Here is a 16,851-nt window from a genome sequence, read left to right on the forward strand (position 1 = left end):
GCACAGACCTCCGCCGAGCCGTGGATTGCGTCCGTCAGAGACTGGCCCGCCGCCGACTCGCCGTTTCGGACATCGCGGCGGCCGCGCCGAAACCGTCCCCGACTGGGCCAACCGCGATGCGCTCCGTATCGGGAGCACCGGGTTGGGCGGGGATCTGGCTGAGGGCCGCCGGCCGGCGGGGCGTACCCGCCCGGATGTCCTGTACGCCGCGGCGCAGTTGGTCGCGCAGTACGCGGCCCAGCGGGCGCTCGACGAGTCGGTGGATGCCCCAGGCGAGTACCAGCATGAGCGAGGTGACGCCGAGGACGAGCGGGACGGGCCTCACGTCGTTCCGGAAATGATGGATGACGGTCAGCCCGGCCATCATGTGGATCAGATAGAAGGGATAGGTGAGCGCGCCCGCGTGCGGGAGCCAGCGCCACTGGATCCGGTCGAAAGCGCCCAGGGCGATGGCTGCCATGACGAGGAAGCCGATCGTGATGATCACGTGGGCGGGCCAGGCGGGCGTCCGCTCGGTGACGGCACGGCCCAGGCTGGAGACCATCCGGTTGTGCACGTAGTGCTGTGCGAGGAGGAACTGGAGGCCGACGACGGCCCACAGAACGGCATTCGGGCGGAAACGCCGCATGAGATAGAAGGCGATGCCGGCAATGAAGTACGGGGAGTAGGGCGGGACCGCGAAGAAGGACAGCGCGAGGTTGTCCACCGCGGGGGCCACCACCCCGGCCAGAGTCCAGAGTCCGCAGAAGAGCACGCAATTGCGGTAGGTCACGCCGCGTATGACGACGACTGCGAAGAGGACGTAGAACTTGAGCTCGACGAACAGGGTCCAGTACGCGTCGTCGACGTGCGGGACGCCGACGCCGCCCTGGAGCATCGAGAGATTCACCACGACATCTCTGAGTGCCTCCACCGGTCTCACCTCAGGCCACGCGAAAAGCACGAGAGTGGTGAAGGCGATGCCCGCCCAGTAGGCGGGGAAGAGCCGGGATATCCGCGAGACCGCGAAATCCCCCACGGTCCGGCCCCAGCCGCTCATGCAGATGACGAACCCGCTGACCAGGAAGAAGACCTCGACACCCAGCCAGCCGTAGACGGCGAACGGGCGGGCGCCCGGGAAGACCGTCTCGGTGGGCTCACCCCACCCGCTCTCGAGGACGACGTAGTGGTAGAAGACCACGGAGAGAGCGGCCAGGATCCGTACACCGTCGAGCGCTGCCAAACGCGGGTGCGGCCCGCTCACGGAACTGCCTGCACTCATCGTTCGATACCGCCCCTCCAGCACTCGGCGGTCCGGTGACCGCTGTCAGATCTGGGGAACTGTACAGGTGACGCACAGTGAATCCATGGGGAGCGTTGTTGTGCTTTCCGCCCCTTCCAGGCCGAGGGCGCCGGCCCCTTTTCGCTTCATAAGTTGAAGTGTTGCCGCAGAGTGAATAATGCGGAAAAGGCCCACAAACCACCGGATTGCCTGGATGCGGAGGGTGATGGCAACGTTGCCATCTCGTTAATAGTTCACTTCTTGACGATGGTGCCGGTGCCGAGTTGACTGCCCCTACCTCGGCCGCAACGACACGGCCTCGTCAGGGAGGTTTACATCGTGAACACACATCTGGGTCGCGCCGCCGTTGCCGTTGCTGCTTCCGCGATCGCCGTCTCGCTCACCGCCTGCGGCGCGGAGGAAGCCGACGGGAGACCGGGGGCCAACAGTGACGCGGTCACGGTCGGTCTCCTGCTCCCGGAGAACCAGACCGCGCGCTACGAGAAGTTCGACAAGCCGCTCATCGAGAAGGAAGTCGCCAAACTCACGCGCGGCAAGGGCAAGGTCGTCTACGCCAACGCCAAGCAGGACGCGGCCACCCAGAGCTCCCAGGTCGACATGATGATCACCAACAAGGTGCACGTCCTCATCATCGACGCGGTGGACTCCAAGGCCATCGCCGGATCGGTGCAGAAGGCCAAGGACGCCGGGATCCCGGTCGTCGCCTACGACCGCCTTGCCGAAGGCCCGGTCGACGCCTACACCTCCTTCGACAACGAGGACGTCGGCAAGGTGCAGGGCAAGGCGCTGCTCGAGGCGCTGGGCGACAAGGCCAAGGACGGCCAGATCGTCATGATGAACGGCTCGGTCACCGACCCGAACGCCAAGCTCTTCAAGTCCGGCGCGCACGCCGAGCTCGACGGTAAGGTGAACGTCGGCAAGGAGTACGACACCGTCGACTGGAAGCCGGAGAACGCCAACACCAACATGGCGGCCGCGCTCTCGGCCCTCGGCAAGGGCAAGATCGTCGGCGTCTACTCCGCCAACGACGGCATGGCGGGCGGCATCATCACCGCCCTCAAGGCGGCCGGATTGTCCACCCTGCCCCCGGTCACCGGCCAGGACGCCGAACTCGCCGGCGTGCAGCGCATCGTCGCGGGCGACCAGTTCATGACCGTCTACAAGCGGTACGCCCCCGAGGCCGCGGCCGCCGCCGAGATGGCCGTCGCCCTCGCCAAGGGCGAGAAGATCGACGGAATCATCAACCAGCTCGTCGACAGCCCGACCACCAAGCGCGTGCCATCGGTGCTCGTGCCGGGCATCTCGCTGACCAAGGCCAACGTCAAGGCCACGGTGGTCGATGACGGCGTCTACACGGTCGCCGAAATCTGCACCGACAAGCTCAAGGCCGCGTGCGAAGCGATCGGCCTGAACTAGGTCCTGTCGGGCGGGCTCAGTCCATGTCGAGGTAGTACACGCCGGCCTTGGCGTCGGCGAAGAGGGTGAACTGAACCTGCGGCGTGGCGGGGCCGTCGTCGCCGTGGCTCTCCATCTCCACGGGCTCGGCGTCGACGAGTACGAACTCGCCGTACCCCTCGAAGTCCCCCGGCCCGTCGGCGACACCGACGTGGATCGGGGTGTCGTCCGGCAGGTCGGCCAGGACGGAGCGCAGGCGCCCCGCGGTCCAGACGTGGGGCGCGTGTTCGAACGTGTCTGCCATGCGCTGAGGGTAGGGCGGTGGACCGGCGGCCGGGGACGCGCCACGCCAGACAGGGCCCGGCCCTACGCCTTTCGCGCGTACCTGAGCATCACCTCGTACGCCGCGCGGTCCATGCCGTCCGCCTCCACGTCCTCGGGCACCCAGCTGTCGCCCTCCTCCCAGGAGCGGTACCAGTCGTCGCTCTCGCCGGCCCACATGGGCGGCCGTCCCTCACCATCGAATTGGTCGGCGGTCAGGTCGATGACGACCTGACCCTGCCGTGCCCACCCATGGGTGCCTTGCCACTCCCCGGTGCTGGGGGAGTGGCGCTCGCCCGGGACGTACTCCCAGCTGCCCAGTCCACGATCGCGCAGGTACTGGCACACGAATTCCGAGATCAGCCCACACGTGCCTGACGGGAAACTCACCAGGACAGGGTGGTCGGCGAACTCGCCTGCGGCGAGTGCCTCGTCGAGAGCGCGTCGAAGCCGGTGGGCTTCTTCCCGCAGTTGGCCGGCCTCGTTCAGGGTCACCCGGATACACCCCTTTCAGAGATGAAGCAGAGATCAAGCCATACTGAAGGCCGGCGCCGAAGGGCCGTGGGCAACTCGCCGAGTGGCCGTCGAGGCTCCGACTCGTCCACCGCAGGCAGAATCCCCCTTGGCCGGCGCGCTCGTTACCGCTCCCAGAGGTGGGCGAGATGGGCGTGGAGGACATCCCGTGCCGCTCGCGGGGTGAGGTGGCCGATCAGGACGTGGGCCGTGAGTCCGTCGGCAAGCGCCAGCAGGGTACGGGCCTCCAAGCGCGGGTCGAGCGGCACGGCCCCGTCTGCGTCCGCTCCGGCTTCGGAGACGAGACGGGTGAACGCATCCTCCAGAGTCGCGTAGTTCTCCTTCAGGGTCTTGGCGAGCGCCTCGCTGACCGCGGCCTGCGCGACGAACGCGAGCCAGACCCTGGCCTCGGCCCGGTGTTCCTCGCGCAGCAGTGAGATCTCGGTGGCCGCATGGCCCAGGGCCGTGGCGGCCGACTGCGCCGGGCTCCTGACGAGGCGCGCCCGCACGCGCTCGCCGATGCGCTCACCGATGTGTCCGACGGCGAACACGAGCATCTCTTCCTTGGTGCGGAAGCACCGCTGAACGGCGCCCATGGACACATTCGCCCGGGCGGCGACATCACGAAGGGTCACGCCCTCCAGTCCGCGTTCGTCCGCGAGTCGGCAGACGGCCTCCGCGATGAGACGGCGTCGGCCCTCGTGATCCACCTGCCTGGGCATACCCGGTGCCTCCCTGTCGCACGGTCCGCGCTCCCGCAGCGCCTTTATGCGATGCGCTCGTATCGATTCCCAGGTTACAGTTCCGATGCAACTGCATCGGAACGGAGTGGGAACCGCACATGGCACAGCAGCAGGAACAGGAACGTGAAGGGGGCGAGGGCATGCAGGACGACCTCTGGAGGCTGTCGGCCGCCGCGCAGGCGCAGGCGGTACGAAGCGCGGAGATCTCGGCCGTCGAGCTGATCGACAGCCACCTGGAACGCATCGCAGAGGTCAACCCGCAGGTGAACGCGGTCACGCAGCTGATGGCGGAGCGCGCACGGGAGGCCGCGGCACGGACCGACCGGCGGCGGACGGCCGGCGGAACCCTCGGGCCGCTCGCGGGCGTGCCGTTCACGGTGAAGGAGACCACCCCGGTCGAAGGCGCGGCGACCACGTTCGGCTCGGAACGCTTCCGCGCTCTGGTGGCGCCCGCCGACGCGCCGCCGGTGGCGCGCCTGCGGGCAGCGGGTGCCATCCCCATCGGGCACGCCAACATTCCCACCCTCGTGCTGGCGGGCATGCACACGCGCAGCGAACTGTTCGGCGACACGGTCAACCCGTGGGACAGCGCGCGCACTCCGGGCGGCAGCAGCGGCGGCGACGCGGTGGCCGTCGCCACGGGTATGGCCGCGCTCGGACTCGGCAACGACTCCGGCGGCTCCATCCGGGTCCCGGCCCAGTTCTGCGGCGTGGCAGGGCTGAAACCGACCACCGGGCGCTTCCCGGCCGACCACCGCGTCCTCGGCCCGGACGACCCCGGCCCGGCATCCCAGATGCTGGTCACCGACGGCCCGCTGGCCCGGAGCGTGGGCGACCTGAGGCTGGCGTACGAGGTGCTGGCCGGCACCGATCCGCGCGACCCGAGGGCCGTCCCGGTACCCGCCTACGGCGAGCCGCTACCCGGACCCGTGAAGGTCGCGATGGTGGCGGACCCCGGTGGGCACGGCGTCCACCCGACCGTCCGGCGCGCCGTCGAGGCCGCGGCCGACGCCCTGCGCGACGCCGGATACGAGGTGTGCGAGGTGCCGGACGTACCGAGGCTGGACGAGGCCCTCGAGGCGTACGGCCGCATCACCGTCACCGAGTTCGCCCCGAGCTGGCCGGTGGTGCGCACCCTGCTCGGCAAGGGCGGCGACCGCTACATCGCGATGGCCATGGAGCGGACCCCGCCGGCGAGCGCGGACGAGCTCGTGAAGCTGATGGGCACGTGGATGAACATCCGCCGCTCGTGGGCCGGATTCCTCGACGCGTACCCGCTGCTGCTCGGCCCGTCCTTCACCGAGCCGCCGGTGGAGCCGGGGCTGGAGTCGCGGGACAGGACGGGTCACGACCGGGTGGCCTCGGGAATGCGGCTGTGCACGGTGACCAGCTTCGTGGGCCTGCCGGCGGTGGCGGTACCGACGGGGCTGACCGACGGGCTCCCCTGCGGAGTGCAGATCGTCGGACGCGCTTTCCGCGAGGACCTGTGCCTGTACGCGGCCCAGGCGATCGAGGACCGACTCGGAGTCCTGACCCCGGTCAACCCGGTACCAGGTGCTCTCCTCCGGGGCGCCTGAGCGTCGATCGGCTCCCGTTGCGGAAAACTGCGTCGAGGGGGACCAGTCCCCGGACACACGGAGAGGGTCCATGACCGTTACCGCCTCAGCCCGTGCCGCTTCACCCCTGCTCGACCTGGTCCGGCCGGCCCGGCCGACCCATGTCGTCGATGTCGGTGCGAACCCGATCGACGGAGACCCGCCGTACCGCGACATGCTGGCGGCCGGCCTGTGCAGAGTGACGGGGTTCGAGCCCCAGCCCGATGCCCTGGACGAGCTGAAACGCCGCAAGGGCCCGCACGAGACCTACCTGCCCGACGCCCTCGGTGACGGCGGAACGCACACCCTCCACGTCGCCGCCACGTCAGGGATGACCAGCCTCTTCCGCCCGGACACGAACAGGCTCGGGCTGTTCAACGGCTTCAGCGAGTGGGGGCGTGTCCGCGAGGAGGTCCAGATCTCCACCCGGCGACTGGACGACGTCGAAGAGGTCGACGCCTTCGACCTGTTGAAGATCGACATCCAGGGGGCCGAGCTGATGGTCTTCGAGGGCGGCCGCCGGAAGCTGGCCGAGGCCGTGGCCGTGCACACCGAGGTCTCCTTCGTCCCGCTGTACGAGAACCAGCCCGTGTTCGGCGATGTGGACCAGGAGCTGCGCGGTCAGGGCTTCATCCCGCACGCCTTCGCGGCGGTCAAGCGCTGGCCGATCGCCCCCGTGGTCTTCGGGGGCGACTTCCGGCAGGCCCGGCACCAGCTCCTGGAAGCCGACGTCGTGTACGTGCGCGACTTCGGACACCCCGAGTCCATGACCGACGAGCAGCTCAAGCAGCTGGCCCTGGTCGCCCACCACGTCTACGACTCCACCGACCTGGCCTACCACTGCCTCAGCCAGCTGAGCGTGCGGGGCCTTGCCGTTCCCGACGCGCCGAACCGCTTCCTCGCCGCGCTGGGGTCCGCCAACCGAACGTAGCCAGAGGGCCTCTTCACCTCAGGGGGCAGACGGTGTGGAGCGGGCGTAGCGGCCGGCGAGGCGACGGAGGTGAGTGACCAGTTCCGCGGGCTCGGTGACGTCGAAGTCGAAATCGAGCATGCCGAGGTGGACGGCGAGGGTCTGGACCGTGTCGGCGCCGGTGATCAGGACGCAGCTGTCGGCGTCGATGGCCTCGACGGTGCCGACCGCGGGGTTGATCTGCTCGATCACCGCCGTCGCCGGGGCATGGACGGTCACCCGCGCGTGGTGGCGCCAGGCCGCGCCCGACACCCGTTGGGAGACGTACGCCGCGGCGTCGCCGCCGGGCAGTTCGCGCGGGGCGAAGCGCGGTCCGGTCGGGGTGCGGGGCTGGATCCGGTCGACCCTGAAGGTCCGCCAGTCCTCGCGCTCGACGTCCCACGCCACCAGGTACCAGCGGCGCCCCCAGTTCACCGCCCGATATGGCTCCACGATGCGGCGGGTGGGCGAGCCCGCGTGGTCCAGGTAGTCGAAGCGCAGCCGTTCCCGGTCGCGGCAGGCGGACACCAGGATCGTCAGCACGTCCGCGGACACGGTCGGGGCCGGACGGTCGGCCGGCACGGCCACGGTGTACGCCGTGAGGGTCCGTACCCGTCGGCGCAGCCGCGAGGGCAGTACCTGTTCCAGCTTGGCCAGCGCCCGCAGTGAGGTCTCCTCGGTGCCGGGGACGGCGCCCTGTGCGGCGGTACGCAGCGCGATCGTCACCGCGACGGCCTCCTCGTCGTCGAGCAGCAGCGGGGGCATCGCCGCCCCGGCGCCCAGCCGGTAGCCGCCGGTGGTTCCGCGCGTGGCGTCCACGGGATAGCCGAGCTCGCGCAGCCGTTCCATGTCGTTGCGGACGGTGCGGCCGCTCACCCCGAGGCGCTCGGCCAGTTCGGATCCCGGCCAGGCCCGGGAGGTCTGCAGCAGGGAGAGCAGACGCAGCAAGCGTGCGGAGGTATCGAGCATGAGGACCAGCCTGGTGTGTCATTAGGAACGTATCGTGCCTATATTGAGAATACTGTCTTACCCATGGAGACCAGCAGCAACACAGACGCCCGGATCCACCCGTTCCGCATCGACGTCCCGCAGGACGAGCTCGACGACCTGCGCGACCGGCTGGCACGTACCCGCTGGGGCAGCGAGATCCCCGGATCCGGCTGGAGCCGGGGCGTGCCCACCGACTACCTCAAGGCCCTGGCCGCGTACTGGGCCGACGGTTTCGACTGGCGCAAGGCGGAGGCGGAACTCAACGAGTTCCCCCAGTTCACCACCGAGATCGACGGCCAGAACATCCACTTCCTCCACGTCCGTTCGCAGAACCCGGCGGCGCTCCCGCTGCTTCTGCTGCATGACTGGCCCTGCTCGTTCGTGCAGTTCGTCGAGGTCATCCGGCCGCTGACGGAGGACTTCCACGTCATCGTGACCTCCACGCCCGGCACCGGATTCTCCGGTCCGCTCGGCGAGGCCGGCTGGAACACCCGCCGCATCGCGGGCGCGTTCGTCGAGCTGATGGATCGGCTCGGGTACACCTCCTACGGCGTCCAGGGAACGGGCGGCGGCGCCTGGATCGCCGCCGAGATGGGGCGTCAGGCACCCGAGCGGGTCACCGGCATCCACGTCAACGGCCTGGTCACCTTCCCTTCCGGAGACCCTGCCGAATTCGACGGACTGACCGCGCCCGAGCAGGAACGGCTGGCCCGGCTGGAGGACTTCCAGCAGGACAAGATGGGCTTCAACGCCATCCAGTCCACCCGCCCGCAGACCCTCGCCTACGGTCTGCACGACTCGCCTGTCGGCCAACTCGCCTGGATCGCCGAGAAGTTCAAGGAGTGGACGGATCCCGCTGCCGAACTCCCCGAGGACGCCGTGGGCCGCGACCGACTGCTGACCAACGTCAGCGTCTACTGGTTCAGCGGCACGGCCGGCTCCTCCGCGAACCTCTACTACGAGTCGGGCCACGACCCGAGCGCCTGGGCCCCGAAGCCGCGCGGCACCGTCCCGACCGGAGTGGCCGTCGCCCTGCGCACGGACATCGCCATCCGCCGCTTCGCCGAGCGGGACCACAACATCACCCACTGGACCGAGCTGGAGCAGGGCGGCAATTTCCTCGCGCTGGAGCAGCCGGAGGCGTTCGTCACCGAGGTCCGCGCCTTCTTCCGTACGCTCGGCGCCTGACGCCTGCGGGCCCGGGCGGTTCCGCTCACCTTCGGGCGGCCGGGTCCTGGTCCGGGGCCGTCTCCGGGGACTTGGCGGGGAACGGCCCCGCGGCCAGTACGGGCGTGCCGGGGGTGCGGCGACGTCCGATCCAGGCAGCCGCGGGTTCGGTGTAACGGGCGGTCAGCGGGCCGATCACGACGAGGATGAGGACGTAGGCGGTGGCCAGCGGCCCGAGGGCCGGTTCGATGCCGGCGGTGACGGCGAGACCGGCGATGACGATGGAGAACTCGCCGCGGGCCACGAGGGTGCCCCCGGCTCGCCAGCGGCCCTTGACCCCGATTCCGGCGCGCCGCGCGGCCCAGTACCCGGTGGCGATCTTCGTGCCGGCGGTGACCAGGGCGAGCGCGAGAGCGGGCAGCAGGACGGGCGGGATGCTGGCGGGGTCGGTGTGCAGGCCGAAGAAGACGAAGAACACCGCGGCGAACAGGTCCCGCAGCGGACTGAGCAGGGTGTGCGTGCCCTCGGCCACCTCGCCCGAGAGGGCGATGCCGACCAGGAACGCGCCGACCGCGGCGGACACCTGGAGCTGCTGGGCGATGCCGGCCACCAGCAGGGTCAGACCCAGCACCACGAGGAGGAGCTTCTCCGGGTCGTCGCTGGAGACGAAGCGGGAGATGAGCCGCCCGTAGCGGACGGCGACGAATAGGACCGCGCCCGCGACGCCGAGGGCGATGGCCAGGGTCACGCTGCCGGCGGCCAGACTCACCCCGGCGAGGAGCGCGGTGACGATGGGCAGGTAGACGGCCATGGCCAGGTCCTCGAGGACCAGGATGCTGAGGACGACCGGGGTCTCGCGGTTGCCGAGCCGGCCCAGGTCTCCCATGACCTTGGCGATGACACCGGAGGAGGAGATCCAGGTGACGCCCGCCAGGACCACCGCGGCGACGGGGCCCCAGCCCATCAGCAGCGCGGCCACCGCGCCGGGCACGGCGTTCAGGGTGAAGTCGACCAGGCCGGCGGGGTACTGGGTCTTGAGGTTGGAGACCAGGTCACTGGCGGTGTACTCCAGGCCCAGCATCAGGAGCAACAGGATGACGCCGATCTCGGCGCCGATGGCCACGAACTCCTCGCTCGCGCCCATGGGCAGCAGTCCGCCGGTGCCGAAGGCGAGTCCGGCCAGCAGATAGAGGGGTATCGGCGAGAAGTGGAAGCGTCCGGCGACCCGGCCCAGCAGGCCCAGGCCCAGAATGATCGCACCGAACTCGATCAGGAAGACTGCGGAGTGCACGCGCGGTCACTCCCGTCCGAGTATGGAGGCCGCCGCGTCGACGCCTTCGCGGGTGCCGATCACGATGAGGGTGTCCCCGCCTGCGAGGCGGAAGTCGGGCGTGGGGGAGGGGCGGGCTTCCGCACGCCGCAGGACGGCCACGATCGACGCGCCCGTCTCGGTCCGCATACGGGTCTCTCCCAGCAGTCGGCCGTTCCAGTACGAGTGCGCGGACAGCTCGATGCGCTCGGCGACCAGGCCCAGGTCCGTGGTGTGCAGGAGGTTGGGACTGTGGTGGGAGGGCATCAGGGCGTCGATCAGCGAGGTGGTCTCCGCCCCGGTCAGGTGCAGGGACTGCGCGCAGGCGTCGGGGTCGTCGGCGCGGTAGACGTTCACCGTCCGGGTGCCGTCCCGGTGGGCGATCACCGACAGGTGGCGGTGTTCGCGGGTGGTGAGGTCGTACTGGACCCCGATGCCGGGCAGTGGCGTGGTGCTCATCCGTGGAGCAGGCACAGCTCTGTCCCCCCTTGTTCGTGTTCGGCTGTGGAGCGGCGCGGCGGCGCAGGCGGCGCACGCGGCGCAGGCCTGGCGGGAGGCAGGAGCCCGGTGCCGCGGGGGCTCATGGTGCCACCTCGCGGAGGGGGTGGGATATGGGTGTTGGCACGGATGGACAAGCCCCCCGGCGGACGACAGGCTGGGGCGGGGACACGGCTCGGATGCGGGAGTGAGGGGAGAGACGATCATGTCGCTGTACTGGCGGATCTTCCTGCTCAACGCGGCCGTCCTCGTCGCGGCCGTCCTGCTGCTGCTCGGCCCGGTCACCGTCTCCACCCCGGTCCTCTTCGGAGAGGCCGTCGTGCTGCTCGCCGGACTGGTGGCCATGCTGATCGCCAACGCCGTCCTGCTCCGCATCGGCCTGGCCCCCCTCGGCCGGCTGACCCGCGCGATGACCGCGGTCGACCTGCTGCGCCCCGGCAGCCGGGCCAGAGTGGAGGGCCCCGGCGAAGTCGCCGAACTGACCACCTCCTTCAACGCCATGCTCGGCAGGCTCGAAGCCGAGCGCGCCACCAGCAGTGCCCGCGCCCTCTCCGCGCAGGAAGCCGAACGACGGCGCATCGCCCAGGAACTCCACGACGAGGTCGGCCAGACCCTCACCGCGGTGCTCCTCCAGCTCAAGCACGTCGCCGACCGCGCCCCGGCCCCCTTGCGCGAGGACCTCCACCAGGTACAGGAGACCACCCGCACCAGCCTGGACGAGATCCGCCGCATCGCCCGCCGGCTGCGCCCCGGCGTCCTGGAGGAACTCGGCCTGCACAGCGCCCTGCGGGCTCTGACGGCGGAGTTCACCACCGGATCGCTGAGGGTGCGCCACGTCATCGCCCCAGGCCTGCCCTCACTGGACGACGCGGCCGAACTCGTCGTCTACCGGGTCGCCCAGGAGGCCCTGACCAACGCGGTACGCCACGCGGGCGCGAGCGATGTCGAGGTGCACCTCTCCAGCGGGCCGGGCGGGCAGGGCGGCCCGGGCGGGGCGGTCCGGCTGCTGGTGCGGGACAACGGCAAGGGCATCCGCCGCGCCGCCGAGGGCGCGGGGATCCAGGGCATGCGGGAACGGGCCCTGCTGATCGGCGCCGACCTCGCCGTCGCAGACGCACCGCACGGCGGAACCGATGTACGGCTGGACGTCCCCGTCAGCGACGCCACCACCGACGGCCTTGGGAGGGGGAACCGATGACCGCACCGGAACGGGCGCCGACCCGGGTCCTGCTGGCCGACGACCACGCCCTCGTACGGCGCGGGGTCAAGCTCATCCTCGATGCCGAGCCGGACCTGACGGTGGTCGCCGAGGCCGGGGACGGAGCGGAGGCCGTCGCCCTGGCCCGTACCGAAGAGGTGGACCTCGCCGTCCTGGACGTCGCGATGCCCCGCATGACCGGACTGCAGGCCGCACGGGAACTCTCGCGGCTGCGGCCGGACCTGCGCATCCTCATCCTGACCATGTACGACAACGAGCAGTACTTCTTCGAGGCCCTGAAAGCCGGGGCCGCGGGCTACGTCCCCAAGTCGGTCGCCGACCGGGACCTCGTCGAGGCGTGCCGTGCGGCGATCCGGGACGAGCCGTTCATCTACCCCGGTGCCGAGACCACCCTCATCCGCAACTATCTTGACCGCGCCCGCCAAGGGGACCCGCTGCCCGCGCGGGCGATCACCGAGCGCGAGGAGGAGATCCTCAAGCTCGTCGCCGAAGGACACTCCTCGAAGGAGATCGGGGACCTCCTCGTCATCAGCGCGAAAACGGTGGAGCGCCACCGCGCGAACCTGCTCCAGAAGCTGGGGATGCGCGATCGCCTGGAACTGACCCGCTACGCGATCCGGGTCGGCCTGATCGAGCCGTAGCCGACCCGGATGGCGAATGCCGTGGCCAGGGCTACGCAGGTTACGCAGCCACCGGCGTGAAGGGGTGGATCGCGTCCGCCCCGGGCTGTACGACGCCGAAGCTGCTCTCCGGTACCTCGTTCCACGCGCCGGGCAGATCGCCGAGGGGTTCGGACACCACAAGGCGGGTCTCGTCGGACACTTCCTGGAGGAACTGCATGTCGGGGTGCAGCTTGCGCAGCGAGTCCACCCGGCTGCTGTAGAAGAGCGACCGAGAGGCGCCCTGGCTGGAGTAGCGGAAGGCCCACACGGTCGTTCCGTCACTGACGGCGACCGTCATCTGCATCGGGAACTCCACGCCGTGCTCGTGGCCGACGCGCTCGATCACCCCCACCATCCTGGCGACGGCGCCCGGCGGGTCCTCCTCCAAGCCGAAGGTGAGCGCGAGGTAGAACATCGTCTCCGAGTCCGTCGTCCCCTCGATCTCGGAGTACAGCGCGGGGTCCACGAGCAGGGTGAGGTCCCGCCGCATGGCGTGGAAGCCGGCGACGGAGCCGTTGTGCATCCACATCCAACGACCGTGCCGGAAGGGATGACAGTTCGTCTGCTGCACCGCGGTACCCGTTGACGCACGGATGTGGGCGAAGAACAACGGGGAGCGGACGTGATCCGCGAGCTCCCGCAGGTTGCGGTTGTTCCAGGCGGGGCCGACGTCCCTGAGGAGCGCCGGGGTGTCGCTGTTCTCGTGTGCGTACCATCCGACACCGAACCCGTCGCCGTTCGTCGTCTCCACACCCAGCTTGGAGTGCAGGCTCTGGTCGATCAGCGAGTGGGCAGGTTTGTACAGAATGGTGTCGAGCAGCATAGGCGTTCCTGAATACGCGAGCCATCGGCACATTGGCGCTCACCTGAGTTCTTCGTTCTGCCGCGCGAATCCGCGGCGCTCGAGCAGCTCGGTCCGACCGGCTGGAAAGCATCCGGACCCGCCGGAATCCCGCTTGTGTCATTCGGCCCCGGATCGGGGGGTGGCACGACTTCGCCCATCACTCTCTGCTCCCATTCTCCGGTCCTCCGCTGGTGATCGCCATGCGGGAGGCGCGGGACGGTCGTCGAGAGTTTTGTATCGGCCGGGTATCAGCGAGCGCTTGGTTGTCCATCGGATCAGTGGGCCGGGCTGCCGCGCCCGATGTCTGCCATATCGTTTCTTTCGGGTCGCCGTCCGCGCGTGCGTGGACACGGGACCCGTGCCACACGACCGTCCGAACAGGAGTCATCTGCCCGTGTCCCCGTCCACCCCGGCTGCTCCGGCCTCTCCGCGACCTGTTCGCGTGCTGCTGGTGGAGGACGACGACCTGATGCGGCGGTCCTTCACCGTCGCCCTCGAGCGCTACGGCTACCGGATGAAGACCGCGGCCGACGGGCTGGAGGGGCTGGACCTCTTCCGCGACGAAAGCTTCGACCTGCTGATTCTGGATGTGATGCTGCCCGGTCTGGACGGTATCGGCCTGTGCCGCAGAGTCCGGGAGACCAGCCTGGTGCCGGTCCTGATGATGTCCGCTCGCGGAGACGGGCTCGACGTCGTCGCCGGTCTGGAGGCCGGGGCGGACGACTACGTGGTCAAGCCCGTGGACACCTACGTACTCGTGGCACGCATCCGTTCGCTGCTGCGGCGGGCGACGTACGCGCCCGTTCCGGGACCCGGGCCGGCCACCGGCGACGGGCCGGCACCGTCCGAGGGGCAGGTGCTGGTCTTCGGGGACCTGACCATCGACACCGGTGGCCTGGAGGTGTTCGTCTCCGGAAGCCCGGTGGCGCTGACCCCGACCGAACTGAAGCTGCTGCTGGCGTTCGCCGCCCACCCGGGCATCGTGCTGGAGCGGCACACCCTCCTGCGCGACGTCTGGGACTACGGCTGGGACGGCGACAGCCGGGTCGTGGACCTGTGCGTGCAACGGCTGCGCAGCAAGCTGGGCCGGGACCGGATCGAAACGGTCCGCGGCTTCGGCTACAAGCTCAGGCGCTGAGCCGGTGCACCCGTTCCACCGGCTGCGGCCGGCCCGCGTGTCCCTGCGCTGGAAGATCGCCGCCCTGGCCGCGGCCACGGCTTGCCTGGTCGCGGCGGCGGTGGGCGTGCTGGTGCACGTGTGGACCGCGGACGACATCCGGAACCGGGCCGAAGCACAGGCGTTCAACACCGTGTACTCGGCCATGGACACCTACCGGCGCACCGGAACGCTGGCGGACGGTGCCGAGCTCGATCCGGCCGAGCTGCCCGCCGCGCTGCGGCATCCGGCCGACGGCAACCGGCGCACGGCCTATGACGGACGCGTCGACGGAAATCTGGGGCCGGTCGTATGGGCCGCCCAGCGCGTCGGCGGCCCGGACAGTGCGGTGCTCGCCGTCCGGGTCAACATGAGCCCGCAGCTCTACGACCTGCGGCGCCTCGACGCGGTCATGGCGGTGGCCTCGCTGGTCGCACTCGCGGCGGCCACGCCCCTGGCGGTCTACGGGGCCGGGTTGCTGGGACGGCGGCTGCGGCAGGTCTCCGAGACCGCGGGCCGGATCTCCGCCGGGGACCTGGATGCCCGGACCGGGCCCGCCAAGGGCCGCGACGAGGTGGCCGACATCGCCGCCACCGTCGACCTCATGGCCGACAGCCTCAGCCGACGGCTGCGCATCGAGCGCCAGTTCACCGCGGACGTGGCCCACGAGCTGCGCACCCCAGTCGGGGGCCTGCTGGCCGCCACCGACCTGCTGCCGCCCGGTGAGACGGAGGATCTGCTCCGGGCCCGGGTGCGCGACCTGCGCGGCCTGGTCGAGGACCTGCTGGAGATCTCCCGGCTGGACGCCGGCGCCGAACAGCCGGTCCGCGACCGTGTCCCGCTCGGCGCGGTCGTCTCCGAGGCCGTGGCGCGCACCGGCCTCGACACGCAGGTCAGCGTCGCCGTCGTCGCCGACGCGCAGGGTGCGGAGACCGCGCAGACGGTGGAGACCGACCCGCGCCGCCTCGAACGGATCGTCAGCAACCTCGTCGTCAACGCCCACCGGCACGGAGACACCCCGGTGCAGGTCACCGTCGAGGGCCGTACGGTCGTCGTGCGCGACCACGGCCCCGGCTTCCCCGCGGACCTGCTGCTCGCCGGCCCCCGCCGCTTTCACACGGGCGCGACGGAGCGCGGCTCGGGCCACGGCCTGGGCCTGACCATCGCCCTGGGCCAGGCCCGGCTCCTGGGCGCCGAGCTGCGCCTGGACAACGCCCCGGACGGCGGCGCCGTCGCCACCCTGCGCCTGCCGGCCTGACCCGAGCGCCCGGCCGCTACAGAACCGATACGAAGCGGAGCGGAAGCCCGTACACGCCGGCCCAGGCCCCGATACGTTCCCCGGACACCCTTCGAAGTGCACCTTCCGCGCCCGAAGAGGAGTCCCCGTGACCGCCGATCGCATTGACACGCTCGACACGCTCACGCCGTACGCGACGGCCGGGATCGCGGCCGCCGCCACCGACCTGTCGAAGGTCTACGGCAGCGGCGACACCCGTGTCGTCGCCCTGGACCGTGTCAGCATCTCCTTCCGGGAGGGCGAGTTCACCGCGATCATGGGTCCGTCCGGCTGTGGCAAGTCCACCCTGATGCACTGCACGGCCGGGCTCGACTCGTTCAGCTCCGGCTCCGTGCGCATCGGTACCACCGAACTGAGCGCGCTCGACGACCGGCAGCTCACCCAGCTGCGCCGCGACCGCATCGGCTTCATCTTCCAGGCCTTCAACCTGCTGCCGACGCTGACCGCGCTGGAGAACATCACGCTGCCGTTGACCATCGCCGGACGCCGGCCCGACCGGCAGTGGCTGGACCGCGTGGTCGCCATGGTGGGCCTCTCCCAGCGCCTCGGCCACCGGCCCGGACAGCTGTCCGGCGGGCAGCAGCAGCGCGTCGCGGTGGCCCGCGCCCTGGTTTCCCGTCCCGCGATCATCTTCGGCGACGAGCCCACCGGAAACCTCGACTCCCGCTCCGGCGCCGAAGTCCTCGGCTTCCTGCGCGACTCGGTGCGCGAGCTGGGCCAGACCGTGGTCATGGTCACCCACGACCCCGTCGCCGCCGCCTACGCCGACCGTGTGGTCTTCCTCTCCGACGGCCGCCTGGTCGACGAGATGACGCGTCCCACCCCGGACCGGGTGCTGGACCGGATGAAGGCGTTCGACGCCCGCTCACGCACAAGCTGACCCGCCCGCGCCCGCGCCCGCGCCCGCGCCC

17 protein-coding genes are annotated in these 16,851 nt (G+C 70.4%); 9 read left to right on the plus strand and 8 right to left on the minus strand.

The window, feature by feature from the left end; translation table 11 throughout:
* Positions 1-34 precede the first annotated feature (34 nt).
* Positions 35-1,261 carry an acyltransferase family protein gene (locus JIW86_RS36520; protein WP_257558609.1) on the minus strand — a complete coding sequence of 409 codons (1,227 nt, stop codon included), beginning with the start codon at positions 1,259-1,261 and terminating at the stop codon, positions 35-37.
* 339 nt (positions 1,262-1,600) lie between these two features.
* Here JIW86_RS36520 and JIW86_RS36525 point away from each other — a divergent pair, with 339 nt between their 5' ends.
* On the plus strand, positions 1,601-2,698 hold the full coding sequence (locus tag JIW86_RS36525; protein ID WP_257558611.1) for a sugar ABC transporter substrate-binding protein: 1,098 nt from the start codon (positions 1,601-1,603) through the stop codon (positions 2,696-2,698).
* 16 nt (positions 2,699-2,714) lie between these two features.
* Here the strand turns inward: JIW86_RS36525 and JIW86_RS36530 are convergent, their stop codons facing one another.
* The 3 genes from JIW86_RS36530 to JIW86_RS36540 form a co-directional block, all read right to left on the minus strand.
* The gene (locus JIW86_RS36530; RefSeq protein WP_257558612.1) at positions 2,715-2,981 is read right to left on the minus strand and encodes a DUF6225 family protein; all 267 of its coding nucleotides are present in this window, start codon (positions 2,979-2,981) and stop codon (positions 2,715-2,717) included.
* 62 nt (positions 2,982-3,043) lie between these two features.
* Positions 3,044-3,493: a hypothetical protein gene (locus JIW86_RS36535; protein WP_257558613.1), complete on the minus strand. Its 450-nt coding sequence runs from the start codon at positions 3,491-3,493 to the stop codon at positions 3,044-3,046.
* 143 nt (positions 3,494-3,636) lie between these two features.
* Positions 3,637-4,233, minus strand: a complete 597-nt coding sequence (locus tag JIW86_RS36540) for a TetR/AcrR family transcriptional regulator (RefSeq protein WP_257558614.1) — start codon at positions 4,231-4,233, stop codon at positions 3,637-3,639.
* A gap of 161 nt (positions 4,234-4,394) precedes the next feature.
* Here JIW86_RS36540 and JIW86_RS36545 point away from each other — a divergent pair, with 161 nt between their 5' ends.
* Positions 4,395-5,831 carry an amidase gene (locus JIW86_RS36545; RefSeq protein ID WP_257559580.1) on the plus strand — a complete coding sequence of 479 codons (1,437 nt, stop codon included), beginning with the start codon at positions 4,395-4,397 and terminating at the stop codon, positions 5,829-5,831.
* 70 nt (positions 5,832-5,901) lie between these two features.
* A complete protein-coding gene (locus JIW86_RS36550) occupies positions 5,902-6,780 on the plus strand; it encodes an FkbM family methyltransferase (protein WP_257558615.1) in 879 nt (292 codons plus the stop codon).
* A gap of 18 nt (positions 6,781-6,798) precedes the next feature.
* Here JIW86_RS36550 and JIW86_RS36555 read toward each other — a convergent pair whose 3' ends face one another.
* Positions 6,799-7,767 (minus strand): helix-turn-helix transcriptional regulator, encoded by a 969-nt coding sequence (locus tag JIW86_RS36555; RefSeq protein WP_257558616.1) that lies wholly within the window; start codon positions 7,765-7,767, stop codon positions 6,799-6,801.
* Positions 7,768-7,830: 63 nt separating this feature from the next.
* Between JIW86_RS36555 and JIW86_RS36560 the strand changes: the two genes are divergently transcribed.
* Positions 7,831-8,976 carry an epoxide hydrolase family protein gene (locus tag JIW86_RS36560; protein ID WP_257558618.1) on the plus strand — a complete coding sequence of 382 codons (1,146 nt, stop codon included), beginning with the start codon at positions 7,831-7,833 and terminating at the stop codon, positions 8,974-8,976.
* A gap of 25 nt (positions 8,977-9,001) precedes the next feature.
* On the opposite strand, the gene JIW86_RS36565 is transcribed toward JIW86_RS36560, so the two are convergent.
* Complete coding sequence (locus JIW86_RS36565; protein WP_257558619.1) at positions 9,002-10,246, minus strand: cation:proton antiporter; 1,245 nt, start codon at positions 10,244-10,246, stop codon at positions 9,002-9,004.
* A gap of 6 nt (positions 10,247-10,252) precedes the next feature.
* On the minus strand, positions 10,253-10,723 hold the full coding sequence (locus JIW86_RS36570) for a TrkA C-terminal domain-containing protein (protein ID WP_257558620.1): 471 nt from the start codon (positions 10,721-10,723) through the stop codon (positions 10,253-10,255).
* A 244-nt stretch (positions 10,724-10,967) separates the two neighbouring features.
* Here JIW86_RS36570 and JIW86_RS36575 point away from each other — a divergent pair, with 244 nt between their 5' ends.
* Entirely contained in the window at positions 10,968-11,960 is a 993-nt protein-coding gene (locus JIW86_RS36575; protein WP_257558621.1) for a sensor histidine kinase, read from the plus strand.
* Positions 11,957-12,622 carry a response regulator gene (locus JIW86_RS36580; protein ID WP_257558622.1) on the plus strand — a complete coding sequence of 222 codons (666 nt, stop codon included), beginning with the start codon at positions 11,957-11,959 and terminating at the stop codon, positions 12,620-12,622. Before JIW86_RS36575 ends, JIW86_RS36580 begins: the two co-directional genes overlap by 4 nt.
* Positions 12,623-12,662: 40 nt before the next feature.
* Here the strand turns inward: JIW86_RS36580 and JIW86_RS36585 are convergent, their stop codons facing one another.
* Complete coding sequence (locus JIW86_RS36585) at positions 12,663-13,499, minus strand: class II glutamine amidotransferase (protein ID WP_257558623.1); 837 nt, start codon at positions 13,497-13,499, stop codon at positions 12,663-12,665.
* A gap of 382 nt (positions 13,500-13,881) precedes the next feature.
* On the opposite strand from JIW86_RS36585, the gene cseB reads away from it, so the two are divergent.
* From cseB to JIW86_RS36600, 3 genes are all read left to right on the plus strand, one after another.
* A complete protein-coding gene (gene cseB / locus JIW86_RS36590; protein WP_322975577.1) occupies positions 13,882-14,625 on the plus strand; it encodes a two-component system response regulator CseB in 744 nt (247 codons plus the stop codon).
* 4 nt (positions 14,626-14,629) lie between these two features.
* Positions 14,630-15,901 (plus strand): sensor histidine kinase, encoded by a 1,272-nt coding sequence (locus tag JIW86_RS36595; RefSeq protein ID WP_257558624.1) that lies wholly within the window; start codon positions 14,630-14,632, stop codon positions 15,899-15,901.
* Between the two features lie 142 nt (positions 15,902-16,043).
* Positions 16,044-16,820 (plus strand): ABC transporter ATP-binding protein, encoded by a 777-nt coding sequence (locus JIW86_RS36600; protein WP_406368723.1) that lies wholly within the window; start codon positions 16,044-16,046, stop codon positions 16,818-16,820.
* Positions 16,821-16,851: the final 31 nt, after the last annotated feature.

Origin of the sequence: Streptomyces sp. NBC_00162 (genome assembly GCF_024611995.1) — a bacterium.
GTDB lineage: Bacteria > Actinomycetota > Actinomycetes > Streptomycetales > Streptomycetaceae > Streptomyces.

Excerpts from the sequence above, each read along its gene's own strand:
- JIW86_RS36570 (WP_257558620.1), bottom strand. The coding sequence starts at position 10,723 with ATGAGCACCACGCCACTGCCCGGCATCGGGGTCCAGTACGACCTCACC.
- JIW86_RS36560 (WP_257558618.1), top strand. The coding sequence starts at position 7,831 with ATGGAGACCAGCAGCAACACAGACGCCCGGATCCACCCGTTCCGCATC.
- JIW86_RS36585 (WP_257558623.1), bottom strand. The coding sequence starts at position 13,499 with ATGTGCCGATGGCTCGCGTATTCAGGAACGCCTATGCTGCTCGACACC.
- JIW86_RS36580 (WP_257558622.1), top strand. The coding sequence starts at position 11,957 with ATGACCGCACCGGAACGGGCGCCGACCCGGGTCCTGCTGGCCGACGAC.
- JIW86_RS36540 (WP_257558614.1), bottom strand. The coding sequence starts at position 4,233 with ATGCCCAGGCAGGTGGATCACGAGGGCCGACGCCGTCTCATCGCGGAG.
- JIW86_RS36530 (WP_257558612.1), bottom strand. The coding sequence starts at position 2,981 with ATGGCAGACACGTTCGAACACGCGCCCCACGTCTGGACCGCGGGGCGC.
- JIW86_RS36555 (WP_257558616.1), bottom strand. The coding sequence starts at position 7,767 with ATGCTCGATACCTCCGCACGCTTGCTGCGTCTGCTCTCCCTGCTGCAG.
- JIW86_RS36575 (WP_257558621.1), top strand. The coding sequence starts at position 10,968 with ATGTCGCTGTACTGGCGGATCTTCCTGCTCAACGCGGCCGTCCTCGTC.
- JIW86_RS36545 (WP_257559580.1), top strand. The coding sequence starts at position 4,395 with ATGCAGGACGACCTCTGGAGGCTGTCGGCCGCCGCGCAGGCGCAGGCG.
- JIW86_RS36550 (WP_257558615.1), top strand. The coding sequence starts at position 5,902 with ATGACCGTTACCGCCTCAGCCCGTGCCGCTTCACCCCTGCTCGACCTG.
- JIW86_RS36520 (WP_257558609.1), bottom strand. The coding sequence starts at position 1,261 with ATGAGTGCAGGCAGTTCCGTGAGCGGGCCGCACCCGCGTTTGGCAGCG.